This is a genomic window from Microbulbifer aggregans, from assembly GCF_001750105.1.
In the GTDB taxonomy this organism is placed as follows: Bacteria; Pseudomonadota; Gammaproteobacteria; order Pseudomonadales; family Cellvibrionaceae; genus Microbulbifer; species Microbulbifer aggregans.
In genome coordinates this window covers 2,743,475-2,769,553 of record NZ_CP014143.1, presented here as the reverse complement: position 1 = coordinate 2,769,553, position 26,079 = coordinate 2,743,475, and the positions used below count along the sequence as shown (strand labels likewise).

The following is a 26,079-nucleotide window of genomic DNA, read 5'->3' as shown; positions in this document are numbered from 1 at the left end:
CGGAACCTACTGCTCGTTGCGCAGCGCAGCCGCCGGCTGCACCCGGCTGGCCTGCAGGGCCGGATAGAGGGTGGCAACGAGACTGAGAACGAAACCGGCCCCAACCACCAGCGCCACATCGCCCCACTGCAGTTCAGAAGGCAGATAGTCCACCGGGTAGACGTCAGATTTCAGGAACTGGACGCCGAACAGGGACTCGAGGCCCGCCACCAGATCGGTGACCACAAGCGAACCCAGTACGCCCAGAATTCCACCCACGACGGCACCGACGAGGCCCACCAATGCGCCCTGACTGACGAACGTCAGCAGAATCTCGCGGGTGCTGGCCCCCATGGTGCGGAGAATGGCGATATCGCTGTGCTTGTCGATCACCACCATCACTAGGGTGGAGACCACATTGAAGGCCGCGATGGCGATGATCAGCAGCACCAGCAAACCGACCAGGTTACGGGACATCTGGATGGCCTGGTAAAGGTTGCCGTGGGTACTGCTCCAGTCAGTGCCGTAGAAATTCTGCGCCGGCAATTCGTTCACCAGCTGCCGCAACACGTAATAGGAACCGAGCATATCGTGCAGGCGCAGCTGGACGCCGGCCCCCGCCCCGCCGCCAGCCAGGTACTGCGCCCGGGACCAGTCCAACAGTGCCAGGGAATGATCCAGCGCTGTGCCGGAGTGGAAGATATCGACCACCTTGAAACCGGAGATACGCGCTGCGCGGCGACCGCCATCGCCATCGTCACTACTCGGAACAATCAGGGACACGTACTCGCCCTGCTCGACCGCCAGTTTTTCGGCAATGCCCTGGCCCAGGATCACCGTCGGTTCCTCGGAGGACTTCAGCGCGGCCAGACTCTCGGGTTCGAGGAAGCGACCGATATTGGAAACCTCGACAATGGTTTCGGGGTTAATACCCTGCACGAGCAGCGGCGTTACCTCACGCCCCTTGCGGGCGAGAGCATTCACCTGCCAGACCTCCGCAGCCGCCACCACTTCCTGGTGACTGGACAGCTGGCGCCGCAAGGCAGGCCAGTCAATCTCGGTATTGGCGTTGTAGATGGTGGCGTGGGGCATGATGCCGAGAATGCGTTCCCGCAGCTCCCGGTCAAAACCATTCATGACCGACATCACGACGATCATCAGGGCGACACCCAGGATCAATCCCACCATGGAGAGGCCGGAGATAAACGAGACCAAGCCGGCCGAGTCCTCGCCACGACGCTGGGCGCCGGCATAGCGCAGGCCGATAAAGGCGGGCAGCGGCCTAAACATGGTCACCCTGGTGCCAATCGCTTTCCAGCCTGCCATCCACGAGGTGCAGGCAGCGGTCCAGTGACGCTGCCAGATCCGGATCGTGGGTGACGATAACGAAACTGATACCCAGCTCGCGGTTGAGCCTGTCCATCAGTTTGTGGATTTCACCGGCGGTGGCGCGATCGAGGTTGCCCGTGGGCTCATCCATCAGCACACATGCCGGGCGCGTCACCAGTGCCCGGGCAATGGCGACCCGCTGACGCTCGCCACCGGAAAGCTGGGCGGGCTTGTGGGTGAGGCGTTCACCGAGACCGACGGCACGCAGCATCTCCGCGGCCTCCGCCCGGGCGTCGGCCACCGACTCCTTACCGATCAACAACGGCATGGCGACGTTTTCCAGCGCGGAAAACTCCCCCAGCAGGTGGTGGAACTGATACACAAAGCCAAGGCTGCGGTTACGCAGCCAGCCGCGCTCGTTGGCATTGAGGCTCGCCAGATCCCTGCCGGACACCCAGACCTCGCCGGAGGATGGTGTATCCAGCCCCCCGAGCAGGTTGAGCAGCGTGGATTTACCAGATCCGGAAGCCCCGACAATCGCCAGCCGCTCCCCTTTGGCCACTTCCAGCTCGACACCGCGCAGTACGTGCAGATCCCTGCCCCCCTGCCGGTATTCCTTGGTCAGGGCGTGGCAGGCCAGCACGACTTCCCGCTGGGCTATCTCCCCATCCGGGGCTTCGGCAGTTTTCAGTTCCACTTCGCTATTCATGTAGGTTTCGGTTTCCCGGCTGTTCGTTGCTTGTTCGCGGCTTACTCGTAGCGGAGCGCTTCCGCGGGCTGGATCTGTGATGCTCTCCAGGCTGGGAAGAGCGTCGCCAGCAGACTCATCAGGATGGCGGCGGTCAACACAATCACCGCGTCGGACGTGCGAAATTCGGATGGCAGGAAACTGACGAAAAACACCCGCGGATCAAAGATCTTCGCCCCCAGCAGGTTTTCCACCCAGGTCACCATATCGGTCAGGTTGAAGGCGATGAGTGTCCCCAGCACAGCGCCGCTGACGGCGCCGATAATGCCGATGGCACTGCCCTGCACCACAAACACCGACATGATCTGCTTTGAGGTCAGGCCCAGGGTGCGCAGCACCGCGATATCCGAACGTTTGTCGGCCACCATCAGCACCAGTGCAGAGACGATATTGAAGGCAGCGACAGCGACGATGATCATCAGCATCAGCGTGACGACGGTCTTCTCCATCTTCACCGCCTGGAAAAGGCTGCCCTGGGACTGGCTCCAGTCCTCACCGGAAAAGTCATCGCCCAGTCCCGCCGCATAAGTGGGCACGCGGCCCAGGGCGTTGTTCATGTCGTCGAAGCGGAGCTGCAACCCCTGCACTTTTCCGGGCATACGCAGCAGGCGGGCGGCGTCCTCGATATTCACCAGTGCCACGCCCTGGTCCACCTGGGCGCCAACGGAAAAGATACCGGCTACGGTAAAGCGCTTGGTCCGAGGGAAGATGCCTGCCGGCGTGACGACGACTTCGGGCAGGGTGAGGACGACACTGTCACCGACAATGGCGTTCAGCTGCCGGGCGAGAATACGACCGAGCACGATGTTGTAACTACGCGGTTGCAGGGCGTCGAGTGAACCGCTGACCATGTGCTCCCCCACGGTGGAGACATCCCGCAAAGCCACCGGATCCACGCCCTGGAACTCCACCCCGTGGCTGGTACCGCCAGCACCCAAGAGCGCAAAGCCTTTGACGAAGGGGCTCGCGGCCTGAACGTGGGGTTGCTGGCGCAGCGACTCGGCGATGCTCTGCCAGTCCTCCAGCCCCCCTGCCCGCTCGACAAAGCCGTGGGGTACCACACTGAGAATGCGGGTTTTGAGCTCGCGATCGAAACCATTCATCACTGAAGTGACCACGATCAGGGCCATGACACCCAACGCCATCCCCAACAGGGAGAAGCCGTTGATAAAGGAAATGAACTGCTGACGGCGACGCGCCGCCACATAACGCAGCCCGATATAGAGGGGGACAGGTTTTAGCATAGGGGCGATTTAAGCGGAAAAACGCCAATAAATCCAAGCATTTGGGCACATTCCTCGGCACTGACAGGCCTTGGGCCGCAAAACTCAGCGCGGGTTCCGCTGGGCCAGTTTTTCCCGCACCCGGGCAAGCCCCTCCTCCGTCCACCCCTCTGGCTCGGTCAGCGCCAGCCAGGCATCGAGGTAATCGGCCGGGTCATAGCTGTGACCAAATCCCTCCGGCGCAATCCCGGCATGCATATCGGCAGCAAGCTGAAGCATGGTCACCAGCGGATACCATTGCAGCTCCGGAGAAACATCCGGACCGCGTGGCTTCTCCATCCATGCGGGTTTGCGGAACGCCGCCTCAGGTTCGAAGAAGACGATGGGATCACTGGCGTGCTGGAGGTAGGCAATACGGAAGCTGCCCCAGGGAGCCTCACCGCGCTGGTAGCCTCCATCCTGATTGCCAAAGCGGATCACCGCACCTTCGCGAAAGATTGGCAGCCAGGCCGGCGAGCCCGGATCGCGGTTTTTAGTGACATCGCGCCAGGTAGTGCTGCGAAACGGTGGCCCAGTCCACAGCGCCCCCTGAAAGGGATTGTCGATAATGTCGTAAAGGTCGAATGAGCGATCGGAATTCAATGCCCCCAGACTCAGCCCGAACAGGTAAAGCCGCGGGCGGGACTCCTTCGGCAGCTCGCGCCAATAACCATAGATCGCCCGAAACAGCGCCTTCGCCGTCTCCACGCCGTAGGCTCCCTCGGTCATCAGCGCAATCGGGCTCGGGAGGTAAGAATACTGAGCCGCCACACTGGCGATATCGCCCCGGTGCAGGAACTCGACCGAATTGATGCCACCCGGGTCCACCCAGCCGGTGCCCGTCGGCGTAATCAGCACCAGCACCGAGCGATCGAACCCATCGACTCTCTTCAGCTCTTCGAGCGCCAGCCTGGCGCGCTCTTCTGGGGTGTCAGCAGCATTGAGGCCGACGTACACCCGAATCGGGTCCTTGGCCTCGCCACTGACTTCTGCAATCTCATCACCGGTCGGCCCCAGCGACAGATAGCGCCTGCCCTGATGGCCCATGTCCTGCCATTCAACCAGAGAACCCGGCCCTCCGGCTTTCCACGACTGCTTTGGTGCTGGCAGATCCGGCTCCATGCGCGCGTCCAGTTTTTGGTAGGCTGCGTCCGTGGCGTGCAGGCCCGCAGAAAGGACCACATCGTCCGTCACTGCCCAGAAAACCGCGACCGCTGCGAGCAGACCGAACATGATGGAAAGCCGTCTCGGGATACGACGCTCCAGCTTGCGGGAAAGAAAAAGAAAGGTGCGCCGGAAAAGTCTCGACAACCCAAGCACAAACAGAAATACAACAGCCGCCACACAGGAGACCGTCAGTGGCCTGACTCCTGTCACGGGCTCCATGCCCATCTGCTGTCGTACCGAATTCTGCCAACCGGTGGCCTGCCACAGGAATCCCAGCACCAGCAGTGCACAGAAAGCGACTGCAAGCCAATGCAGCCACTGGCGGGTTTTTCCTTTGGGTTGTGGTAACTGCAACGCCGACCAGAGCCATGACAAAAAGACACCCAGACCGTAGCCTGCGGCAAATGAGAAGCCGGAAATCAGCCCCTGCATCAAGTCCGTGCGGGGTATCAGTGAAGGCGTCAACGAAAACGCAAAGAAGCTGGCTCCAAATAGCAGCCCGATTGTGGAGAGAAAATGGCCGAGTCGCATTCCGTACCGCCTGTCGTAGTGGGGATCGCGCCTCCTTCAGTATAGAGACCCCGATAGACAGGCTGTTCGCGCGCCGTTACGCACTTCCGGGAAAACGTGATACATTCCAGAACTTGAGGCGCCACTTCTGCTTTAATGGCGGCCGCTGCGAGAATAAAGAAATCCCGGAGAGGAACCCATGCTCAAGTCCACCTTCCATCTGCTGGCCCCCGCTGCCTTCGCCGCCCTGCTGGCCGGCGCCAGTGTTGCCTCTGCAGAGGAACTCGAAATTCCTGTGGGCGAACAGGGCAAGGAAACTTATATAGAGAACATACGCGGCCTGAAGAAGGATGAGGTAACCGCCCGCCTCGGCGAGCCGCTCGGTATTCAGGGCCCCATTGGCGACCCGGCCATTACCCGCTGGGAATATCAGGATTTTTACGTCTACTTCGAGTGGGACACGGTACTGCACACCGTTCGCAAGCCCCAAGGTTAAATCCCCTGCGGCCTGTCCCCAGCCGCACCCTTATCTTCTCGGCAGCTGTACTCAGCAGCAGCAGCCTTTTGGTGCCGCCGTCGGCGGCACCTCCCCTCTCGAACTCTCTTTAACCACAGATCTCGCGAAAGCCCGCCGCCATGAAGGGGATCATCCGGTCATAGGCGGATTTGAAATTATGGGACTCGCAGGCGCCGTTCGACAGGATATCGATCCGACCGGTATCGGCGAAGGTCAGTGATAGCGCACCGGATAGGTTGTGGTAACACCAGAAAATATCTTTTGCCGGTGCATCAGGGAAGCAACGCTGCATGGCAGCGGTAAATTCCCGTACCAGCTTGTCGAAGTGCTTACCGATCATTTTCTTACCCCAGACCGGTGAGTTGTTCACATAGGCCACCAAAGCGCAGTAATTGCGCCAGCCCCGATCCTCACTCTCTTGAGCGATCTCCAGTGGCCGCAGAAAGGCCTCGATCACTTTCTCAATGGGCGGCGGATTTGGGGCCGCTTCAGCCTCAGCAGTGCGCAGCGCATCCAGACGAGCGCGGTTGAGAATTTCACCGCGCCTTTTGAGTACAGCGTCAAAGAGCTGCAATTTGGGGCCGAAGTAATAACTGGTCAGGGCCACGTCGACTCCGGCGAGCTTGGCAATCTGGCGCAACGTGACGCCATCGAAGCCGGATGTGGCAAACAGCTCTTCAGCGGCGTCGAGTATCTTCTCGCGGCGCTCCTGGCTTTTTGGTGCAGCCTCCACGCCACGGCGCGATTTCGAATCCACAGTAACTTCGGCCATTGATCTGCCCACTCCTCAATCAGAGCCCAAGAATACTGCAGCACTTGACACTTCAACAAGCGTTGAATCTAATCATCGTCACGCCCCCGCGATAGCGGAACAAGCATTGACCATAACGATAAAAGGGGTGAGCGATGAGTGCCGAGCTATTCAAGTATCTGTGCCTGGCGGCCTATGGTGTGGCGACACTGTGGCTTTCCTGGATTGGAATGCGCAAGACCCGCAATATCCGGGGCTTTGCCATCGGCAACCGGGATATGAATCCCTACCTGATCGGCATTACGACGGCGGCCTCAGTGGCTTCAACGGCCACCTTCGTCATCAACCCGGGCTTTGTTTACGTGCATGGGGTCTCCGCCTTTATTCACTACGCGGTGGCGGGAGGTGCCGGTATCATCACTGCCCTGCTGGTACTCACCCGACGCTTCCGGGCCCTGGGTGAGGCGGGTGGAGCCATCACCGTGCCGGACTGGATTTACCGTCGCTACCAGAGCCGCTCGCTCGCCCTGTTCTTCGCCCTCATCAACCTGATGTCCCTGGCGTTTGTGGTACTCATTCTCGTGGGTTGCAGCCTGCTGCTCGCACAACTGTTTCCAATCAGCCAGCAAACCGCACTGGTACTCATCGCTTTGTTTGTTTTCAGTTACGTGCTGATGGGGGGAACCTACGCTCACGCCTATACCAACACGCTGCAGGGCGTGATGATGCTGGCCATCTCCGTGCTCATTTTCGTCACCGGCTGGCGCTATTTCGAAGGCGCCCCCATCGAGGCACTCGGCACTGTCAGCCAGAACTTTGCCGCCTGGGCAAACCCGGACAGCGAACTCTACTTCAGCTTTTTCTCGGTATTCGGCAGCGGCTTCCTCATTACCTTCGCCCTGATGCTGCAACCCCACATCCTTACCAAGATGCTGTATCTCAAAGAGGATGGCGACGTGAACCGCTTTGTCGGCACCACGGCGGTGGCCATCGTCTGCTTTATGCTGATGCTCTTTGTCGGCTTTTACGCCCGCCTGAACGGCCTCGAAGTCCCGCAACAAGACGCTGTAGTGGCGAGCTACATCGCCGCCGAGTTCGGCGCCAGTGAAACGTGCCGGTACCTGCTCGCCTTCATCGGTATCACGCTGCTGGCCGCGGGTATGTCGACACTGGATGGAATTCTCGTTGCCCTCTCCGCAATGGTCGTTCGGGACATCTACCAGCCACTCTCCGGCGGCCGCCCTTTCCAGGAAGGACGCGGACTCATGCTTTCCAGAGTGGTGCTGGTGATCATCGGTATCATCGCCGTCTGGATGGCTTACGATCCCCCACCCCTGGTGGGCCTCTTCGCCCAAAAGGGTGTTTACGGACTCGGCGCCGCCTCGCTGGTGCCGGTGCTCTTCGGAATTCTCTGGAAGAATGCTGCCCCAGCCTGGCAGGTGGGGAGCGCTGCGATTATCGCCCTCGCCGCCCACCTTCTGTTCACCTTCGTGGCGGGGGTTTCCAATCCGTCCATCTCCGCCGCCTACGGCATCCTCATCTCAGTGGGCTATTTCCTGATACTACAACTCTGGCGACTGGCTCGCGCGTCGAGACAGCAGCCAGTCTCAACAGGCGCGTAAACCAGCACGACTTTCAACAGCTGATGAAAAATGCCTTGACACTTCAACAGCCGATGAGTTTTCCTAAGAGCGAATTCAACAACTGTTGAGTTTCAGCGGCGGCAAGCCGTACTCACCGCCCTGATCGATAACGATAAAAATGCGATGAATGAGGGATCACCCGTGAGCCAAACAAAACATCATTTCCTAAAACCTCTGGCTGCCGCTGTGGGCATCAGCTTCACCGTGGGAGCAATCGCCCAGGAGTCCGACAAGACCGGCGCTCTGGAAGAGGTCGTCGTCACCGCACGTAAGCAGGCCGAGAACCTGCAGAAGGTTCCGGTGGCGGTGACGGCATTGAGCGAGTCGCAGATGCAGGAACTGGGTATTACCCGCCTGGATCAGGTCGCCAAGCAGACACCCAACGTCACTCTGGAAGCCAGCCGCGCCACCAACTCTACGCTGACAGCCTATATCCGCGGCGTCGGCCAGCAGGATCCGCTGTGGGGTTTTGAGCCGGGCGTAGGGGTCTACATTGACGACATCTACTTTGCCCGCCCGCAGGCCGCCCTGCTCGACGTCTACGACGTGGCCCGTATCGAGGTACTGCGCGGCCCGCAGGGATCCCTGTATGGCAAGAACACCATCGGCGGCGCGATTAAATACGTGACCAAGAGCGTTCGTGACAGCTCCCCGCTTTCCGTCAAGGCCGCAGTAGGCAGCTACAACCAGCGCGACCTGAAAGTCTCGGCAAACACCGAGGTGGTTGCCGACAAGCTCTGGATCGGCGGCGCCGTGGCCAGCCTGAACCGGGACGGCTTTGGCGAGTATATGGGCCCGGTCAACGAGGGTGAGGAGAACTACAACAAAGACTCCCTCGCCTATCGCATTTCAGCCGAGGCCCAGCCCACGGAGAGTTTTGCCGTGCGCCTCGACATGGACAAGACCAATGACGATTCCAACAATCGTGGTGGTCATCGCATTTCCGATGAATTCGTCACCGGCGCCGCGCCACTGGACAATGTTTTCGACACGCGCTCCGGTATCGACCCAAACCAGGAAGTCGTCAACGAGGGCGCTTCACTGACATTGACCTGGGATGTTTCAGACTCAATGGTGCTGAAGTCCATCACTGCCCAGCGCGAGGGAAGTACTCTTACCAGCATCGACTTCGATAATCAGCAGCTGAGCCTTGTGGAAGCTCCGCAGGCTCGTTATACGGACGAGCAGTTCAGCCAGGAGCTGCAACTGACATACAGCGGCGATCGTTTCAGTGGTGTCGCTGGCTTTTATTATTTCGATGGTGAAGCCACCGGTGCTTTTGATCTCGATGTATTTAAGTCCCTCTTTGCCGACGGTGCGGGCAATCCGCTGATCGGCACCCGTACCATCGGTGGTGTGAGCACCAAGAGCACCGCGCTCTACGCCCAGGGCACCTACGCCCTCAATGATCAGTGGTCAGCAACGGTTGGCGGTCGCTACACCAAGGATGAAAAGTCGACCGACTCTTTCTTCTCGTCATATAACGCCACAGCAGGGCTAGGCGACTTCAATAACCAGATCGTGGCTTCAGACTTCACCCGCGAACCGGAGTGGAGTGAATTCTCCCCCCGTGTAGGGGTCGAGTACGATCTCAATCAGGACGTGATGCTGTTCGCCTCCTTTGCCGAGGGCTTCAAGAGCGGCGGTGTCGACCCGCGGGCGAACCTGTTGGGCAACCCCAACTCCGGCGACCCCTTCGACCCGGAAACCGTTGGCACCATGGAACTCGGCATGAAGAGCCAGCTGCTCGACGGTCGTCTGCGCCTGAATGTGACCCTGTTCGATAACGACTACGATGATCAGCAGGTAACCACCAGCATCCTGATCGACAGCGATGGCGACGGCAACGCGGAGAGTTTCGCCGGACAGGTGGTAAATGCGGGTAAGGCCAGTGCACAGGGGCTTGAAATCGAATCCATTGCCGCGCTGACCGACAACCTGCGGGTGAACTTCACCTACGGCTACATCGACGCTGAAATCGAGGAATTTATTACCATCGATCCGGCCACGCTGGCACCGGTCAACATTGCCGATCAACGCGTGGTCTCGAACACTCCCGAAAACACCATTAACCTCGGCATTTCCTACGATACAGAGATGTTCGGTGGCCAGCTGATGCTAAATACCAATGCCTCTTATCGCAGCGAGATCTTCCTGTTCGAAACAGAATCCCCCATCGACCAGGAAGGCTACACCGTGGTGGATGCGAACGCGCTCTGGGTTAGCCCCAGCGAACAATGGACCGTGGGGCTGCACGGCAAAAACCTGGCCGACGAGGAGTATCGTGTAGCCGGTTATAACTTCCCAACGCTCGCCAACAGCATCATCGGTTACTACGGCGACCCGAGAATGATCACAGCTTCTCTCTCCTATCAGTTCTGATCATTCACCTGCTTGCGCGGGGGTAACACCCCGCGCGTTTTTGAGGTACCCGATCCATGACCAGTTATCACGAAATTCGTTTCCACAGCGAGGACGGACTGACCCTGTACGCCCGGGACTATGTCCGCGCGGCCACCGAACAGGCACCTGTTGTGCTCTGCCTGCACGGATTGACCCGCAACTCTGCCGATTTTGAAGACCTCGCCCTGCACCTGGCGGAAACCTACCGAGTGGTTGTGCCAGACCAACGCGGACGCGGCCTGTCAGACTGGGACAGCGATCCCGATCACTACCAGCTGCCCACTTACGTTGCCGATACATTGGCACTACTCCGGCATCTCGATATCCAAAAGGTTGCCATTATCGGCACCTCCATGGGCGGGTTAATGGCTCTGCTGCTGAAAGGCAGCCATCCCGAAATGGTCGAGGCTGTCGTGCTCAACGATGTGGGCCCAGAGATTGACCCGGCCGGCCTCGCGCGGATTCGCGGCTATGTCGGTAAAACCAAACCGGTCCAGAACTGGGCAGACGCCGCCGCTACAGTCGAGCTTCTCAACAGGGTGGCCATGCCGGATTACGGCGGCGCGGACTGGGCGCGAATGGCGCGCCGACTCTACCGGGAAGATGACAGCGGCATACCCGTGCTGGCCTATGACCCGGCTCTGGCGGCACCCATGGAGCAGGATATCAGTGCCGCCGTGCCGCCGGATCTCTGGCCATTGTTCCAGGGCCTCGATGACATACCGGTCCTCGCACTCCGGGGCGAGCTGTCCGATATCCTCTCAAAGGACTGTTTCAGCACCATGCAGCAGCGTTTGCCGGGACTGATGGCGGTAACCGTGCCCGGGCGGGGTCACGCTCCGGACCTCAGCGAACCGGTAGCCGTCGAGGCGATTGATCAGTTCCTCGCAACGTTCGGTGGAGGTCGTTAATGCAGCCGGACACCGTACTGATTACCGGAGGGGCGCACACACGCTTCGGTCCCCACTGTGAAAAGGACAGGGAAACCGGGAAGCGTATCGACACCTACCCCCAGGAACAGATGCTGGCAGACGTTGTCGACGGGGCTCTCACCGGGGCAGACCTGGACGCCGCGACGATCGATGCGGTTTACGTTGGCAGTTGCTCTCCCGGTGCATTCTCCCATCAGGAATTGCTAGCACCACTCGCGCTCGAGCGATGTTCCGCATTGCGATTCAAACCCGTACACCAATCCACTGCAGCCTGCGCCTCGTCATCTGCAGCACTGCATGCTGCAGCTGACGCGCTGCAATCCGGTCGAATTCAAGCTGCTCTGGTGGTGGGCATCGAGAAGATGAGCCTGCTCAGTACACCGCAGGTTACTGAGGTGCTGGGCCGTTGTTCATACTGGCCCGAGGAGTCCTCCACGGGCATGACCTTCCCCGGCCTCTTCGCCACACTCGGCGAGCACTACAGGCAATACAATGGCATTAGTCCGGAGCGCTACCGCGAGATGCTCGCCACGGTGGCCGCCACCAATTATCGGCGTGGGATCCGTAATCCCCTGGCCCAGTTTGGCCCCGGAAGCCTTGCCGAGACTGCGGCACTCACCAGCGCTGCAGCCATCCTGGAGCTTCCCGAAGAGAAAAACCCGCTGATCGCAGCACCGTTGCGGCTACACGACTGCTCCCCCATTAGCGATGGCGCAGTGGCCCTGGTGCTGGTACGGGGGGACAGCGGCCTCAAGGGCCAGCATGCCGCCGCACTGCGCGGACGCGCCATCTCCACAGACTACCTGCCGCTATCCCGGCGCCCTGCCCTGCACAAGCTAGAGGGCGCACGGGAATCGGTCCTCCGGGCTTACCGGGAAGCCGGCATCTCCGCCGGCGATCTGGACCTGGCAGAGGTGCACGATTGCTTCACCAGCAACCAGCTGCTCTGCATAGAAGCACTGGGTCTGAGTGATGAGGGATGTGCCGGCGAAGATTATCTTGCCGGGGAACACGACAAGGACGCCCGCTGCCAGATCAATCTGTCCGGGGGACTGAAATCCAAGGGCCATCCTGTCGGCGCGACCGGTGCATCCATGCATTATTTCGCCTACCGCCAGCTGACCGGTCAGGCGGTGGGCACGGCTCATCCCGGGAACCCGGAACTCGCGGCGGTGCTGAATATCGGCGGCAGCGGCGTCGTCAATTGCACCACCATTCTGCAGGCCGTGTGAACAGACAATAAGCAGGAAAATAACAATGACAGTTCATTCGCTGAGAGACATCCATTGCTGGACTACGCCCCAGGTGCTGGCGCACTGGGCCGAGCAGGCTCCAGGTAAAACCGCGGTCACCTTTATCGATGGACCAAGTTTCACCTACGGCGAGATCTACCTTCGCTCTCGGCAAATCGCAGCGGGGCTTCGCAAGGCGCAGATAGAAGCGGGAGTGAAGGTTGCCACCCTGCTTCCCAACGCACCGGAATTCTGCGAACTCTGGTGGGGTTGTCATCAGGCCGATACGGTGCTCGTTGGGCTCAATACCGAGCTTCTCGGAAGCTTTCTCGCCCATGCACTGAACCTCAGTGAGGCCCGGGTACTGGTGTGCAGCCCCGATCAACTGACAAAGCTCCCGCCTATCATTCAGGAGCTCGAGTCACTGAAGCAGATTTTTGTCAGCGGCGACATTCCGGAGGAAGCGGCGAGCAAGCTGAATATTCCCGTTCTGCCCTTTGAAGTCCTGCGGGGAGACGCCCAGCACGCGCCCGAGTCCGAAGCAACATTCCAGGATCTGGCCGGGCTGATGTTTACCTCCGGAACCACCGGCCCGTCAAAGGCCGTGATGATGCCCCACGCCCACTGTTACCTTTACGGACTGGGCACCATCGACAACCTGGATTTCCAGCGCGATGACACCTACTACATCACCATGCCACTGTTCCACTGCAATGCGCTCTTCATGCAACTTTATGCCTGCCTGATCAATGGCGCTACTGCAGTGATCCGCGGAAAGTTCAGTGCCTCCCGCTGGCTCTCCGATATCCGTGATTACGGTGCAACCCACACCAACCTTCTGGGTGTAATGACTGAGTTCGTGGACCAGCAACCGGGGGCTGCCGGTGAACGCGATCATCAGCTACGAGTCATCGCCGCTGCCCCGGCAGCACCCACGTTTATCCAACGTTTCGAACAACGCTTTGCCGTGCGCATGATCGAGTTGTACGGAATGTCGGAGGTCAACATCCCCCTCTTTACGCCACTGGATGCACCACGGCCCGGTAGCTGCGGCAAGCCCTATAGCCGATATTTCGAGGTACGGGTTGCCGAGCCGGCAACGGATCTGGAAGTCTCACCGGGTGACGTTGGCGAAATTCAGGTACGCCCGAGGATTTCCGCAGGCTTTATGAGCGGCTACTACCGCATGCCGGAAAAGACACTGGAGGCTTGGAAGAACCTCTGGTTCCACACCGGTGATGCCGGCCGGATGGATGAAGATGGCTATTTCTATTTCGTCGACCGACTGAAAGACTGCATTCGCCGGCGCGGTGAGAATATTTCCTCCTATGAAGTGGAAACCGCGCTGCTCGACTACCCGGGTATTCGGGAGTGCGCGGTCATTGCCGTGCCGGCCGATATCGAGGGAGGTGAGGACGAAGTAATGGCCGTCGTCGTTGCAGATGACTCACTTGATCCTATCGGGATCATCGACCACTGTAAGCAGAACATCCCCCGTTACGCTATTCCCCGCTACATCCGTTTTGCCTCGGCAGACGAGATCCCCAGAACGTCCACTAACAAGATAAGAAAAGTAGAGCTGCGCAGGCAAGGTATTACCAATACAACCTGGGACTGCCAGCAGAAAACCAGACAACAAAGACTATCACCTGTATAGCGTGCAATGCCGATGATCTGGAAGTTGTGGTTTTAATCGGAGGGCTGCAGTAGCTCGCCTGTGCAGCGTATAGGCAGGCGTTATGTAAGAAGTTCAAAGTCGTATACATAACAATAATCACCCCAAGAGGGAGAACAAGCGATGAACTTGAAACAATGGCTCATGGCGACGCTCGCTGCGTCCGCCCTGTTAACTCTCAACGCACAGGCTTACAGTGGGTCCTGGTCCAGCGAACAGGTCGTCGGTGGCAAGCTACGCACTTTCCTGTATACACCCACCACGCCTCCAGCACTAAATGGCAAACGCGCCCTCATGGTCAGCCTACATGGTTGCGTACAGACAAATGATGACATAAAGAATGATGGAAACTGGGAGGCGACTGCTGACGAATACGGCATGATCGTCGCCGTGCCGCAGGCTTCCGGTGAGGGCACCTACGGCTTTACCGGATGCTGGAACTTCCATACCGGTAACAACGCCAACCGCAATTCCAGTGACCAGAAATATCTGATCGACCTGGTGAATGCGCTGATTGCGGATGCCAGCCTGAACATTGACCCCGCTCAGGTGTACCTGACCGGACTCTCCTCCGGAGCTGGAATTACCAATCAGATGTGGTGTATCGCACCAGATGTCTTTGCCGGTGTCGGAGTCAATGCCGGGCCTGCGCCCGGCTCCACCGGCAGCAGCCTTGATCTTAACAATCCATCGATTTCCGTCAGTCAGGGTGAGAGCAACTGTGAGAATTACACTACCCAGGTTCCCGGGGGCCAGGGTACAGCTCTCCTCAGAACCCAGTTGTGGAACACCGTACACGGCACCAGCGATGGCTCTGTGGCTCCAGCTCATGCGCACCGAAATGCGGATATCGCAGTAGCGGTATACGATGACTACGATACCATCAGCCAGTGCGATTCCAGCGTCATTCCCGGTGCAGCCGGTGATTCAGACCTGACTGTCTGGTGTGACAGTAGCGGCCCTCGTGTGTCCAAGATCATGGTCAATGGCATGGGCCACGCCTGGCCATCAGGCGGCAACGATGGCTACTACATCGACGGGGATTACATCGATTATCCGGCATGGATTACCCAGTGGTTCGTCGCCAACAATCGCCGCGTTAACGCCGGCAATCCCCCGCCGCCTCCTGCCGGTGAGAATAGTCTGGTGCTGGAGCTTCCAACTGAGATCACATTGTACGAGTGCGATCCCTACATCGAGCCGGGCTACTCTGCGACAGACGCCTCCAATGGAGATATCACCGATCAGGTCATTGTCACCGGGGCCGGTTTCGATAGCTGTGTTGTTGGCAACTACAGTATCGACTACTCGGTGACCTTCTCGGATGCCAGCAGCGCGGTCAGGACACGCACCGTATCCGTTGAAGCAGCTCCCCCCGCCAGTAGCTGTACCGAGTATTACGATGACAACTACAGTCACTCGGTCATGGGGCGGGCTTATGTTTTACTCGGAATCACTTATGCAAAAGGCTCCAATGATAATTTAGGGCTCTGGAACGTGTTTACCTATAACCGCCTGGCTGAGACTTCACCCGGCTACTTCGAAAAAGGCAGTTGCCCATAGCTTGCCGGGTAATACACAGGCACTCGCAGACCTCACGGCCCGCGAGTGCCTGACCTCGATCTGAACTCAGACCAAGGGTGTAGTGCGACGAGGGGTTCAGTCTGATAGATTGGAGAAAAGGCTTTAATCTCCCCCCGGCTTAACTGCCGTCAAGAGTAAAAATAATGACCAAGCTATACACCAAAGTTGTCACACCTCTCATCGCACTGTTCACACTGGCATCCGGGCCTTCCGTCGCTGGTTCATGGAGCGACGAACGCGAATATGCCGGCGAGCTCGATACCTTCCTGTACGTCCCCAGCACCGCTCCACGCATTAGTTCTGGCAGGGCTCTGATGGTCAGCCTGCACGGTTGTGTCCAGCGCAATGACACCATTCGGGAGTCTGGAAACTGGGAAGCAGTGGCAGAAGAATACGGTATGGTGGTCGCAGCGCCGCAAGCCTCCGGCGAGGGTTCCTACGGTTTTCTCGGCTGCTGGAACTTCCATGAGGGCCCGGAGGCCAGCCGCGCTGAGAGCGATCAGGCTTATCTGATTGCCATGGTGGAAGAACTATTGGCCGATGAATCCCTCAATATCGATCCGGCGCAGGTCTACCTTACCGGCCTCTCCTCCGGTGGCGGCATTGCCAATCAGCTGTGGTGTCTGGCTCCCGAGATCTTTGCCGGCGTCGGCGTCAGTGCCGGCCCCACACCTGGATCAAAGGGCGACAAAGCGGACCTGGGTTCTCCTTCCGTTTCCGTCGAGCAGGGCAAACAGCACTGCCTGAACTATGCCGGCCAGTCAGAAGGAGAGACGCTGGAAGCACTGCTCAGCACACAGCTGTGGAACGCTGTGCACGGCTCCGAGGACGAAATTGTGGTTCCCACCCATACCGAGCGCAGCGCGCAGGTAGCACGGGCCGTTTATGCGGACTATGCCGAGATTGCTGACTGTAATGGCCAGCCTGCCGCGAATTTGGAGGGCGCTGAGGTCACGCAATGGTGTGATGCCAGCGGCCCGCGTGTTTCAACGGTGCTGGTTCAGGGCATGGGGCATGCGTGGCCGGCCGGAGAAGGAGTCGAGGGTTTCTTCGTCGATGGCGAGCATGTGAACTACCCGGCGTGGATTACCGAATGGTTTTTCGCCAACAACCGGCGGGTAACGCGGGCGGAGTCCGCCCAGGCTCAGTAGAGATAAGTGGCGGTTCCGGTGGCAATCAGCTCTTCGGAATCGTTGAACAGCTCCATCCGCGTCACCACCAGCTTGTTGCCGGTGCGCAGGATGGAGCCTTTACACAGGAAATGCTCTCCCCTGCCCGGCTTGAGGTAATCAACCCGCATATCAACTGTGCCGAGTTTTGACAGGCGCTCGGCCTTTTCCTTCCAGTGAATATCCCCGAGCCGCTGGTAAGCCGCCACCATTGCAGTCAGCCCACCCACAGTATCCAGCGCCGTCGCAATGACGCCGCCGTGCAGGATGTTCTTCCAGATATTGCCGATCAGTTCCGGGCGCAACTCGAACGCGGCGGAGAGAGTGAGCTGCTCGAGATCCAGCTCACGCATCTCCAGACCGATCTGCTTGTTAAAGGGAATCTGCTCGAAGAACCCTTTAACCAGCTCGCGGAATTCCTTTGGCGAGGGCTCCGTCACAGACGCATCACCCGGTTCAGGCCATCCAATGCAGCGCTGCGATAGGCCTCGGCCATGGTCGGATAGTTGAACGTGGTGTTTACGAAGAAGTCGATCACGTTATTGGGGGACGGCTGCTTCATGATGGCCTGGCCAATATGCACGATCTCCGCCGCCTCCGCACCGAAGCAGTGGATGCCGAGGATTTCGTGGGTTTCGATATGGAACAGGATTTTGAGCATGCCGACACGCTCACCGGAAATCTGCGCCCTGGCGGTATGCTTGAATAATGCCCGCCCCACTTCGTAAGGCACCTTTGCCGCCGTCAGCTCGGACTCAGTCTGGCCGACGGAAGAGATTTCCGGCAGGGTGTAAATTCCAGTAGGCGCATCCTCGATCACCCGGTGACCGCGACCGGCAATGGCTGCTGCCACTGCCCTGCCCTGGTCGTAGGAGGCACTGGCGAGGCTCGGCCAGCCAATCACATCTCCCACCGCGTAAATGCTGTCCACCGCGGTGCAGTAGTGCTCATCGACGGTCAGCTGTCCGCGGTGGTTGGCCTCCAGGCCGACATTCTCCAGCCCCAGTGAGCCGGTGTTGCCGGAGCGGCCATTACACCACAGCAGTGCATCCGCGTGAATGCGCTTACCGGACTGCATTTCCATGATGACGCCATTTTCCGTGGGCACCACTTTGGCGTACTCCTCCTGGTGACGGACGGTCACGCCCATATCCCGCAGATGGTAACTGAGCGCGTCGGAGATCTCATCATCGAGGAACTCCAGCAGGCTGCCACGGGTATTGATCAGGTCGACCTTGACTCCCAGTGCGGCGAAGATGGACGCGTACTCGCAACCGATCACGCCAGCGCCGTAAATCATCATGGAGTGCGGGGTGTGCTGCATTTCCAGGATGGTGTCGCTGTCATAGACACGGGGATGATGAAAATCCACATCACCCGGGCGGTAAGGCCGCGAACCGGTGGCGACAACGAACTTGTCAGCCTTGATTACTTCGACGGCGCCATCCTGAAGCTGTACTTCAACGGTATTGGCATCGCGGAAGCAGGCTTCTCCGAGAATCAGCTCAACGCGGTTGCGCGCATAGAAACTGGTGTGCATTTCCACCTGGTAATTGATCACCTTGTGTACAGATTCCATCACCTGCGGAAAAGACAACCGGCAAGGCTCACCGAGGGCACGGAACACCGGCTGGGTGTTATAGCGCATCAGCTGCTTGACCGAGTGGCGCAAGGCCTTGGACGGGATGGTGCCCTTGTGGGTGCAGTTGCCACCCACCGCGGGCCGCTTCTCGATCACCGCCGCACGCATGCCCTTTTTGGCCGCACTCATGGCGGCCGCCTCTCCAGCGGGGCCGGATCCAATTACTACCAGGTCAAACTTTTGCTCTGCCATCTAACAGCTCTAATAATTCTGATTTGTTGTACTTGTTGAGTTTACTGGCGCTTTGTTGCGTCGTAGGCCAGGTCCTGGGTCTGCGCTTCGCGCTGCTGGCGCTCTTGCTCTTTGCGGCACTCGTCGTCATCGCCACCGCAGATCGCACAGTCCTGCTTCATACCGATATTGTTGAGGCCACCACAGCTGCCCTTTAGGGGCTTATTCTGGATGATGGCACCCAGGGCCATACCGGTTATCACCAGTGCAACGGCGATAAACGCAAAAACATAAATCATCACTTCGCAGACCTCTCTAAAAACGGTTGGAAGGCAGTGCTGGCGATCGGTTCAAAACCCTCGTCCGACTTGACCAGCATATAAACGGCGAGCCCCTCCCGCTCAGCCAATTGTAACCCGGCCTCGGCACCCATCACATTGAGCGCCGTGGCAAGGCCATCAGCCTCGGCACAGCTGTCAGCAATCACGGTTACCGAGGCGAGACGGTGCTGCAATGGTCGTCCGTCTCTCGGGTCGATGCTGTGCGCGTAGCGAACACCATCCCGCTCGTAATAGTTGCGGTAATCACCGCTGGTGGCCATGGCAAACCCGCTGATTTCAACAGGAACCTGCACCACGTTGCCGGTGGCAACCGGTTTTTCGATACCGATGCGCCATTTAGCACCCTTTGGATTCATACCAAGTGTGCGTAACTCGCCACCGATTTCGACCAGGTAGTTGTCGATACCGCGCTGCTCAAGCAGCCGGGCGACCCGGTCGACACCGTGCCCTTTGGCGATCGCTGACAGGTCCAGCTCAACCGGGCGCTTGCGGGTCAGTCGATCCGGATTCCGCTCCAGACGCAGCGCGTCGGAACCCACGGTTTCGAGCAAAGCGGCAATTTCCGTATCGCTCGGCGTGGCCTCCGGTTCCGGCCTGGGACCGAAGCCCCAGAGGTTGACCAGCGGCCCTACCGTAATGTCGAAAGCGCCCTTACTGCGCTGGGAGATATCCAGGGACAGCTCCACCACCTCGGCCAGATGCCGGCTGACCGGTACTGCCTCCCCGACGGGCCCTCGGTTGAAGCGCATCAATTCGGAGTCCGGGATGTAGGTAGACATTTCCCGGTTCACCGCCTCGAGCTCTTCATCGACAGCGGCCAGTAACTCAGCCCTGTCGATGGCAGCCGGCGGGTTGACCACGGTGATGTGATAGCGCGTGCCCATGGTGGGCCCGCTCAAACGCCATACATCTTCTCGCGGTGTACATCCGACAGAAAAAAACAGCAGCCCGAAAAGCAAAAACAGGGCCCTGTTTACGGGCCCTGTTTTTGTTGTTGTCGGCACTCGTTTGAAATCGAGCAGACTAATCACTTCAATCAGCCACCGAAGTCGTCAAGCAGGATGTTTTCATCCTCAACACCCAGATCCTTCAGCATGTTGATTACTGCTGCGTTCATCATGGGCGGCCCACACATGTAGTACTCACAGTCTTCCGGAGCGGGGTGGTCCTTGAGGTAGTTCTCGTAGACAACGTTGTGGATGAAGCCGGTGTAGCCCGTCCAGTTGTCTTCCGGCTGCGGATCAGACAGAGCAACATGCCACTGGAAGTTATCGAACTCTTCCTGCAGACCGTTGTAGTCATCTTCGTAGAACATCTCACGGAGGGAGCGTGCACCGTACCAGAAGCTGATCTTGCGCTTGGAGTTCAGGCGCTTGAGCTGGTCAAAGATGTGCGAACGCATCGGCGCCATACCGGCACCACCACCGATGAAGACCATTTCGTTATCGGTTTCCTTGGCGAAGAACTCACCGAAGGGACCGTATACGCGGATCTTGTCACCCGGCTTCAGGCTGAATACGTAGGAAGACATCTGACCCGGAGGTACGCCCTCAGTGCGGGGCGGCGGGGTTGCGATACGGATGTTGAACTTCACAACACCCTTTTCTTCCGGGTAGTTCGCCATGGAATAGGCGCGCACTACAGGCTCGGTCACCTTGGATTCCAGGTTAAAGAAGCCGAAATGCTCCCAGTCACCACGGTATTCCTCTTCGATATCGAAATCGGAGAACTTGACGTGATGGGGCGGCGCCTCCAGCTGAACATAACCGCCAGCACGGAAGTCGACGTTCTCGCCTTCCGGAAGCTTCAGGGTCAGCTCCTTAATGAAGGTAGCCACGTTCGGGTTGGATTCCACAGTGCACTCCCACTGCTTCACACCGAACACTTCTTCCGGCACCTCGATTTCCATGTCCTGCTTTACAGCAACCTGACAGGAGAGACGCTTGCCCTGCTTCGCTTCACGCGGTGTAAAGTGAGCCGCTTCCGTCGGCAGCATATCGCCACCACCGGAAATCACTTTACAGGTGCACTGCGCGCAGCTGCCGCCGCCACCACAGGCAGAAGCCAGGAAGAGGTTGTTGGCTGCCAGGGTCTGCAGCAGCTTGCCGCCGGCGGGAACGGTGAGAGTCTTCTCACCGTTGACCAGGATGTTGACGTTACCGGTGTTCACCAGGCGCGAGCGGGCGACGAGAATGACCGCCACCAGCGCAATCACGATGATGGTGAACATCACAACGCCGAGAATAATTTCCAGATTCATGCTAATGCGCTCCCCCGCTTAGATATCGATACCGCCGAAGGACATGAAGCCCAGGGACATCAGACCTACGGTGATAAAGGTGATACCCAGGCCCTTCAGGCCTTCAGGTACATCACTGTACTTGAGTTTTTCGCGGATACCGGCCAGTGCGGTAATGGCCAGGGCCCAGCCGAGGCCAGCACCGAAACCATAAGCAACGCTCTCACCAAAGTTGTATTCGCGCTCCACCATGAACAGGGACGCACCCATGATGGCGCAGTTCACGGTAATCAGAGGCAGGAATACACCCAGGGCGTTGTAGAGCGCCGGTACATACTTATCCAGGAACATCTCCAGGATCTGTACCAGTGCAGCAATTACACCGATGTAGGACAGCAGACCCAGGAAGCTCAGATCCACATCCGGATAACCGGCCCACGCCAGTGCACCATCCTTCAGCAGGTAGGTGTAGATCAGGTTGTTCACCGGGACGGTCAGCGTCAGTACGAAGATTACCGCTACACCGAGGCCAATGGCCGCATCCACTTTCTTGGACACCGCCAGGAAAGTACACATGCCAAGGAAGAAGGCCAGCGCCATGTTCTCAACGAAGACGGCCCGGACAATCAGAGAAATATAATGTTCCACTTATCAGGCCTCCTGCGCTTTGCTGTTCGGCGCAATCTTGAACTCTTCTTCTTCAACCTGCGCCGGCTTCCAGGTGCGGATCGCCCAGATGAACAGACCGATCAGGAAGAAGGCACTGGGCGGCAGCAGCAGCATACCGTTGGGTACATACCAACCACCGTTGTTAACGGTTTCCAGAATGGTGACACCCAGCAGTTTGCCAGCACCGAACAGTTCACGAATAAACGCCAGGCCGATCAGAATCACACTGTAGCCGAGACCGTTACCCAGGCCGTCGAAGAAGCTGGCCACAGGGCCATTCTTCATTGCGAACGCCTCGGCGCGGCCCATCACGATACAGTTGGTGATGATCAAACCAACGAATACCGACAGCTGCTTGGAGATGTCGTAGGCCAGGGCCTTGATCACCTGATCCACGAGGATTACCAACGAGGCAATCACCGTCATCTGCACAATGATGCGGATGCTGTTCGGGATCTGGGTGCGGATCAGGGATACCAGCACGTTGGAGCAGCAAACCACCACGGTCAGGGCCACACACATTACCAGCGTCACTTTCATGGAGCTGGTTACTGCCAGTGCGGAACAGATACCGAGGATCTGCAGGGCGATCGGGTTATTGTTAAAAATGGGTTCCAGCAGAGTATCTTTAACTTTCATGCTTACGCCTCCCCTGCTTTCAGGTTTTTCAGGAAGGGACCGTAGCCCTCACTGCCGAGCCAGAATTCAACCAGGTTATCGACACCCTTGCTGGTCAGGGTCGCGCCGGACAGACCGTCGACCTTGTACTCTGCATTCGGGGTGTTCTGGTCGACACTGCCCTTGATCACGCTCAGGGCAACGTCACCATCGGCGGCGTAGGCTTTCTTGCCTTCCCAGATGCTTTTCCAGTTCGGGTTATCGACTTCGCCGCCCAGCCCCGGAGTTTCCTTGTGCTCGTAGAAACCGATACCGGCAACGGTATTGAGGTCGTTCTGCAGAGCCAGGAAGCCGTACAGCTGGCCCCACAGGCCGTAACCGCGTACCGGCAGGATGATCTTCTTGAGCTCGCCATTTTCCTCGACCAGGTAAACTTCCTTGATGTTTTCCCGGCGAATGATCTTGGCGATGTCCTGCTCGGCATCCAGCTTTTCACTGGCAGACGGGATCTTGGCTGCCGCACGGCCGCTGCCGCCAGCCGGAGCCTCGTCAGTGAACTGACCGGTGCGCAGATCTACGTATTTTGTGGTGACGTTGGCAAACGCCTCCTCAACCGCTGCACGACCTGTCTCAGACGGATCGATCAGGCCACCGGCCAGCAGCACGTTGCGCTTCAGGTCCAGTGCAGCATTGGATTGCTGCATCGGCTTCAGCATCACCGCGGCGGTGGAGACGATAACGGAACAGACGATACACAGCACCAGGGCTACGATCAGTGTTCCCTTGACGGAATCTTTATTAGCCACGTGCCAACCTCCGTTTGATATTGGACTGCACCACGAAGTGGTCAAACAGCGGCGCGAACAGGTTGGCGAACAGGATCGCCAGCATGATGCCTTCCGGGAAGGCCGGGTTCACGACACGAATCAGGACGGTCATAACACCGATCAGGATGCCGTAGTACCAGCGGCTCAGATTGGTCATCGCCGCGGACACCGGGTCGGTGGTCATAAAGATCAGGCCGAATGCAAAACCGCCTACTACCAGGTGCCAGTACCAGGGCACATTGAAGAAGAGGTTGGTATCGGAACCGATAAAGTTGAACAGCGTGGCTGTCGCCATCATGCCCAGCATGGTGCCGGCCACAATACGCCAGCTGGCGATCTTCATGCTCATCAGGATCGCACCAGCGATCAGGATCACAAAGGTGGAAGTCTCACCGATGGAGCCGTGCATGTTGCCGAAGAAGGCATCCCACCAGGTCAGCGGACCGGAAGCAGCGTTGACAACACCGTTCTGCACGCCTTCGCTGGCCAGTACGGACAGCGCAGTGGCACCGGTGTAACCATCAACCGCAGTCCACACCATGTCACCGGACATGGATGCCGGGTAAGCAAAGTACAGGAATGCGCGGCCGGTCAGCGCCGGGTTCAGGAAGTTTTTGCCGGTACCACCGAACACTTCCTTGCCGATCACAACGCCGAAGCTGATACCCATGGCAACCAGCCACAGCGGCAGGTCCGGCGGGCAGCTCAGTGCGAACAGGATAGAGGTTACGAAGAAGCCTTCGTTGACCTCGTGGCCACGTACCGCCGCGAACAGCACTTCCCAGATGCCGCCCACCACGAAAGTGGTGAGGTAGATCGGCAGGAAGAACATGGCACCGTAGACAAAGTTGTCCCAGGTGCTGGCCGGGTTGTAGCTGGTCAGAGCACCAATAATGGCGTGGCGCCAGCCGTCGAACTCGGTCGCGCCCATATCGGCGATAATCAGGTTGGACTGATAACCGATATTCCACATGCCCCAGAATGCGGCCAGCATCGCACAGGCCCACACGCTGATCATGATGCGCTTCAGGTCAATGCCGTCACGCACATGGGCAGTGGTCTTGGTGCGGTCGGCGGGCTGGAACAGACCAGTGTCGATCGCTTCGTAGAGCGCGTAGAACTTTTCGTATTTACCGCCCTTGTGGAAGTGCGGCTCAATGGAATCGAGGAATTTGCGCATCATCCTTAACCCTCCTTCTCAATACGGGTCAGGTTGTCCCGCAAAATGGGGCCGTACTCGTACTTGCCCGGGCAGATGAAAGTGCACAGGGCCAGATCTTCTTCATCCAGCTCCAGGGCACCCAGTTGCTGGGCCGAGGCGGTATCGCCCACGATCAGCGCTCGCAGCAACTGAGTCGGCAGGATGTCCAGCGGCATCACGCGCTCATAGGCACCGATCGGCACCATGGCACGCTCGGAGCCATTGGTGCTGGTGGTGAAGTCAAACTTCTTGCCTTTGAAGAGGCCTGACAGGTAGATCGGCAGCGCGGAGAAACGCTTGTTACCGGCACGCAGGTAGTGCAGGAACGGACGCTCACGGCCCTCCTGCAGCACGCTGACCTGGTTGTGGTAACGACCGAGGAACGCCAGCGGGCCCTCGGCGGTGCGGCCACCGAAAACAGAACCGGAAACGACCCGGTTGTCGTCACCAACGGTCTCGCCGTTCACCAGGGTGTTGAGGTCGGCACCAAGACGGGTGCGCAGCAGGCGCGGCTGCTTGACCCGCGGTCCAGCCAGGGCGACAACACGGTCGGTGTACAGGCGACCAGTGGTGAACAGCTTGCCCACCGCGATCACGTCCTGATAGTTGATGGTCCAGACACTCCGGCCAGCCTTTACGGGGCGCAGGAAGTGAATGTGAGTACCGGACAGGCCAGCCGGATGCGGACCGGCAAAGGTTTCACGGCTGACACCGGAAACGCTGGGCACCGGGATATCGGCATCGGGTGCGGTACAGACGAAAGTCGTATCCGCCAGGCGGGAAAGCACCAGAACACCCTGCTCAAATGCCTTGCGCTGCTCGGCAATGATGACTGCGGGATCCGCCGCCAGCGGGTTGGTGTCCATGGCGTTGATGAAGATCGCCTCGGGCTCGGCATCCAGCGCCGGCACCTTGCTGTACGGGCGAGTGCGCAGCGCGGTCCAGAGACCGGACTGGATCAGATTCTCACGAACCTGCTCACCGTTCAGGGTGGCCAACTGGTCAGCACCGTAGGAAGCGAACTCTTCCGCTTCGTCGCCGTCAATCTCGATAACGACGGACTGCAGGACGCGACGGGCACCGCGGTTGATAGCCGCCACGCGACCAGCGGCCGGCGCCGTGTAACGCACACCTTCGGTCTTCTTATCGCTGAACAGCAACTGTCCGAGTTTGACGCGATCCCCCTCTGCCACCGCCATGGTCGGCTTCATCCCGTGGTAATCGGGGCCGAGTACAGCGACGGTCTTGAGCGCAGGTCCATCCTGGATGGCCTGCTTGGGCGCGCCGGATATGGGTAAATCCAATCCCCGACGGATCTTTCTCATACGCCTATGCCTAAGTTTCTAGTTTGAAAGACTGCGGGCGGGCCGCTGTACCCGGCCGACAAGGGCTAACCCCTGTCGGGCCTGGACTCGGGCACGCCCGGGAAATCCTGTCGCGCGAGGTCTTAAACCGCTGGACCCGGAATCG

23 protein-coding genes are annotated in these 26,079 nt (G+C 58.9%); 8 read left to right on the top strand and 15 right to left on the bottom strand.

The features are described from left to right. Positions 1–6 precede the first annotated feature (6 nt). From AUP74_RS12025 to AUP74_RS12010, 4 genes are all read right to left on the bottom strand, one after another. Positions 7–1,269 carry a lipoprotein-releasing ABC transporter permease subunit gene (locus AUP74_RS12025; protein ID WP_069947780.1) on the bottom strand — a complete coding sequence of 421 codons (1,263 nt, stop codon included), beginning with the start codon at positions 1,267–1,269 and terminating at the stop codon, positions 7–9. Then, entirely contained in the window at positions 1,262–2,017 is a 756-nt protein-coding gene (gene lolD, locus AUP74_RS12020) for a lipoprotein-releasing ABC transporter ATP-binding protein LolD (RefSeq protein WP_069947779.1), read from the bottom strand. The genes AUP74_RS12025 and lolD overlap by 8 nt, the downstream gene beginning before the upstream one ends. Before the next feature lie 41 nt (positions 2,018–2,058). Next, complete coding sequence (locus AUP74_RS12015; protein ID WP_069947778.1) at positions 2,059–3,300, bottom strand: lipoprotein-releasing ABC transporter permease subunit; 1,242 nt, start codon at positions 3,298–3,300, stop codon at positions 2,059–2,061. An 84-nt stretch (positions 3,301–3,384) separates the two neighbouring features. Next, positions 3,385–5,016, bottom strand: a complete 1,632-nt coding sequence (locus AUP74_RS12010; RefSeq protein WP_069947777.1) for an alpha/beta hydrolase — start codon at positions 5,014–5,016, stop codon at positions 3,385–3,387. 178 nt (positions 5,017–5,194) lie between these two features. Between AUP74_RS12010 and AUP74_RS12005 the strand changes: the two genes are divergently transcribed. Beyond that, the gene (locus AUP74_RS12005; RefSeq protein ID WP_069947776.1) at positions 5,195–5,491 is read left to right on the top strand and encodes a hypothetical protein; all 297 of its coding nucleotides are present in this window, start codon (positions 5,195–5,197) and stop codon (positions 5,489–5,491) included. 109 nt (positions 5,492–5,600) lie between these two features. Here AUP74_RS12005 and AUP74_RS12000 read toward each other — a convergent pair whose 3' ends face one another. Continuing rightward, positions 5,601–6,284, bottom strand: coding sequence for a TetR/AcrR family transcriptional regulator (locus AUP74_RS12000; protein ID WP_083260961.1), 684 nt, complete (start codon positions 6,282–6,284; stop codon positions 5,601–5,603). Between the two features lie 134 nt (positions 6,285–6,418). Between AUP74_RS12000 and AUP74_RS11995 the strand changes: the two genes are divergently transcribed. The 7 genes from AUP74_RS11995 to AUP74_RS11965 all read left to right on the top strand — a co-directional run bounded on the left by AUP74_RS11995 (position 6,419) and on the right by AUP74_RS11965 (position 16,883). Next, positions 6,419–7,885, top strand: a complete 1,467-nt coding sequence (locus tag AUP74_RS11995; protein WP_069947775.1) for a sodium:solute symporter family protein — start codon at positions 6,419–6,421, stop codon at positions 7,883–7,885. 162 nt (positions 7,886–8,047) lie between these two features. Further along, on the top strand, positions 8,048–10,288 hold the full coding sequence (locus AUP74_RS11990; protein ID WP_226999779.1) for a TonB-dependent receptor: 2,241 nt from the start codon (positions 8,048–8,050) through the stop codon (positions 10,286–10,288). 56 nt (positions 10,289–10,344) lie between these two features. Continuing rightward, positions 10,345–11,220 carry an alpha/beta fold hydrolase gene (locus tag AUP74_RS11985; protein WP_069947773.1) on the top strand — a complete coding sequence of 292 codons (876 nt, stop codon included), beginning with the start codon at positions 10,345–10,347 and terminating at the stop codon, positions 11,218–11,220. After that, positions 11,220–12,473: a thiolase C-terminal domain-containing protein gene (locus tag AUP74_RS11980; protein WP_083260960.1), complete on the top strand. Its 1,254-nt coding sequence runs from the start codon at positions 11,220–11,222 to the stop codon at positions 12,471–12,473. Before AUP74_RS11985 ends, AUP74_RS11980 begins: the two co-directional genes overlap by 1 nt. Before the next feature lie 25 nt (positions 12,474–12,498). After that, the gene (locus tag AUP74_RS11975; RefSeq protein WP_069947772.1) at positions 12,499–14,130 is read left to right on the top strand and encodes an AMP-binding protein; all 1,632 of its coding nucleotides are present in this window, start codon (positions 12,499–12,501) and stop codon (positions 14,128–14,130) included. Between the two features lie 141 nt (positions 14,131–14,271). Continuing rightward, the gene (locus AUP74_RS11970) at positions 14,272–15,711 is read left to right on the top strand and encodes an extracellular catalytic domain type 1 short-chain-length polyhydroxyalkanoate depolymerase (RefSeq protein WP_083260959.1); all 1,440 of its coding nucleotides are present in this window, start codon (positions 14,272–14,274) and stop codon (positions 15,709–15,711) included. A gap of 164 nt (positions 15,712–15,875) precedes the next feature. After that, the gene (locus tag AUP74_RS11965; protein WP_069947770.1) at positions 15,876–16,883 is read left to right on the top strand and encodes an extracellular catalytic domain type 1 short-chain-length polyhydroxyalkanoate depolymerase; all 1,008 of its coding nucleotides are present in this window, start codon (positions 15,876–15,878) and stop codon (positions 16,881–16,883) included. Here AUP74_RS11965 and AUP74_RS11960 read toward each other — a convergent pair. The 10 genes from AUP74_RS11960 to AUP74_RS11915 all read right to left on the bottom strand — a co-directional run bounded on the left by AUP74_RS11960 (position 16,877) and on the right by AUP74_RS11915 (position 25,934). Beyond that, entirely contained in the window at positions 16,877–17,341 is a 465-nt protein-coding gene (locus AUP74_RS11960; protein WP_069947769.1) for a thioesterase family protein, read from the bottom strand. The genes AUP74_RS11965 and AUP74_RS11960 overlap by 7 nt on opposite strands. Further along, positions 17,338–18,735, bottom strand: coding sequence for a Si-specific NAD(P)(+) transhydrogenase (gene sthA, locus AUP74_RS11955; RefSeq protein WP_069947768.1), 1,398 nt, complete (start codon positions 18,733–18,735; stop codon positions 17,338–17,340). Before sthA ends, AUP74_RS11960 begins: the two co-directional genes overlap by 4 nt. A 41-nt stretch (positions 18,736–18,776) precedes the next feature. Further along, positions 18,777–19,013, bottom strand: coding sequence for a (Na+)-NQR maturation NqrM (gene nqrM, locus AUP74_RS11950; protein WP_069947767.1), 237 nt, complete (start codon positions 19,011–19,013; stop codon positions 18,777–18,779). Then, positions 19,013–19,939, bottom strand: a complete 927-nt coding sequence (locus AUP74_RS11945) for an FAD:protein FMN transferase (RefSeq protein WP_193427340.1) — start codon at positions 19,937–19,939, stop codon at positions 19,013–19,015. Before AUP74_RS11945 ends, nqrM begins: the two co-directional genes overlap by 1 nt. Before the next feature lie 152 nt (positions 19,940–20,091). Next, on the bottom strand, positions 20,092–21,315 hold the full coding sequence (gene nqrF, locus AUP74_RS11940; RefSeq protein WP_069947766.1) for an NADH:ubiquinone reductase (Na(+)-transporting) subunit F: 1,224 nt from the start codon (positions 21,313–21,315) through the stop codon (positions 20,092–20,094). A gap of 18 nt (positions 21,316–21,333) precedes the next feature. Further along, positions 21,334–21,942, bottom strand: a complete 609-nt coding sequence (nqrE, locus tag AUP74_RS11935) for an NADH:ubiquinone reductase (Na(+)-transporting) subunit E (RefSeq protein WP_069947765.1) — start codon at positions 21,940–21,942, stop codon at positions 21,334–21,336. A gap of 3 nt (positions 21,943–21,945) precedes the next feature. Next, entirely contained in the window at positions 21,946–22,602 is a 657-nt protein-coding gene (locus AUP74_RS11930) for an NADH:ubiquinone reductase (Na(+)-transporting) subunit D (protein WP_069947764.1), read from the bottom strand. A gap of 2 nt (positions 22,603–22,604) precedes the next feature. Then, positions 22,605–23,387 (bottom strand): Na(+)-translocating NADH-quinone reductase subunit C, encoded by a 783-nt coding sequence (locus AUP74_RS11925; protein ID WP_069947763.1) that lies wholly within the window; start codon positions 23,385–23,387, stop codon positions 22,605–22,607. Continuing rightward, positions 23,380–24,591 (bottom strand): NADH:ubiquinone reductase (Na(+)-transporting) subunit B, encoded by a 1,212-nt coding sequence (locus tag AUP74_RS11920; RefSeq protein WP_069947762.1) that lies wholly within the window; start codon positions 24,589–24,591, stop codon positions 23,380–23,382. Before AUP74_RS11920 ends, AUP74_RS11925 begins: the two co-directional genes overlap by 8 nt. 2 nt (positions 24,592–24,593) lie before the next feature. Then, on the bottom strand, positions 24,594–25,934 hold the full coding sequence (locus tag AUP74_RS11915; protein WP_069947761.1) for a Na(+)-translocating NADH-quinone reductase subunit A: 1,341 nt from the start codon (positions 25,932–25,934) through the stop codon (positions 24,594–24,596). Between the last annotated feature and the right edge of the window lie 145 nt (positions 25,935–26,079).

Coding starts and splice junctions, on each gene's coding strand:
- AUP74_RS12025 (WP_069947780.1), bottom strand. CDS start 1,269: ATGTTTAGGCCGCTGCCCGCCTTTATCGGCCTGCGCTATGCCGGCGCC.
- lolD (WP_069947779.1), bottom strand. CDS start 2,017: ATGAATAGCGAAGTGGAACTGAAAACTGCCGAAGCCCCGGATGGGGAG.
- AUP74_RS12015 (WP_069947778.1), bottom strand. CDS start 3,300: ATGCTAAAACCTGTCCCCCTCTATATCGGGCTGCGTTATGTGGCGGCG.
- AUP74_RS12010 (WP_069947777.1), bottom strand. CDS start 5,016: ATGCGACTCGGCCATTTTCTCTCCACAATCGGGCTGCTATTTGGAGCC.
- AUP74_RS12005 (WP_069947776.1), top strand. CDS start 5,195: ATGCTCAAGTCCACCTTCCATCTGCTGGCCCCCGCTGCCTTCGCCGCC.
- AUP74_RS12000 (WP_083260961.1), bottom strand. CDS start 6,284: ATGGCCGAAGTTACTGTGGATTCGAAATCGCGCCGTGGCGTGGAGGCT.
- AUP74_RS11995 (WP_069947775.1), top strand. CDS start 6,419: ATGAGTGCCGAGCTATTCAAGTATCTGTGCCTGGCGGCCTATGGTGTG.
- AUP74_RS11985 (WP_069947773.1), top strand. CDS start 10,345: ATGACCAGTTATCACGAAATTCGTTTCCACAGCGAGGACGGACTGACC.
- AUP74_RS11980 (WP_083260960.1), top strand. CDS start 11,220: ATGCAGCCGGACACCGTACTGATTACCGGAGGGGCGCACACACGCTTC.
- AUP74_RS11975 (WP_069947772.1), top strand. CDS start 12,499: ATGACAGTTCATTCGCTGAGAGACATCCATTGCTGGACTACGCCCCAG.
- AUP74_RS11970 (WP_083260959.1), top strand. CDS start 14,272: ATGAACTTGAAACAATGGCTCATGGCGACGCTCGCTGCGTCCGCCCTG.
- AUP74_RS11965 (WP_069947770.1), top strand. CDS start 15,876: ATGACCAAGCTATACACCAAAGTTGTCACACCTCTCATCGCACTGTTC.
- sthA (WP_069947768.1), bottom strand. CDS start 18,735: ATGGCAGAGCAAAAGTTTGACCTGGTAGTAATTGGATCCGGCCCCGCT.
- nqrM (WP_069947767.1), bottom strand. CDS start 19,013: ATGATTTATGTTTTTGCGTTTATCGCCGTTGCACTGGTGATAACCGGT.
- AUP74_RS11945 (WP_193427340.1), bottom strand. CDS start 19,939: ATGGGCACGCGCTATCACATCACCGTGGTCAACCCGCCGGCTGCCATC.
- nqrF (WP_069947766.1), bottom strand. CDS start 21,315: ATGAATCTGGAAATTATTCTCGGCGTTGTGATGTTCACCATCATCGTG.
- AUP74_RS11930 (WP_069947764.1), bottom strand. CDS start 22,602: ATGAAAGTTAAAGATACTCTGCTGGAACCCATTTTTAACAATAACCCG.
- AUP74_RS11920 (WP_069947762.1), bottom strand. CDS start 24,591: ATGATGCGCAAATTCCTCGATTCCATTGAGCCGCACTTCCACAAGGGC.
- AUP74_RS11915 (WP_069947761.1), bottom strand. CDS start 25,934: ATGAGAAAGATCCGTCGGGGATTGGATTTACCCATATCCGGCGCGCCC.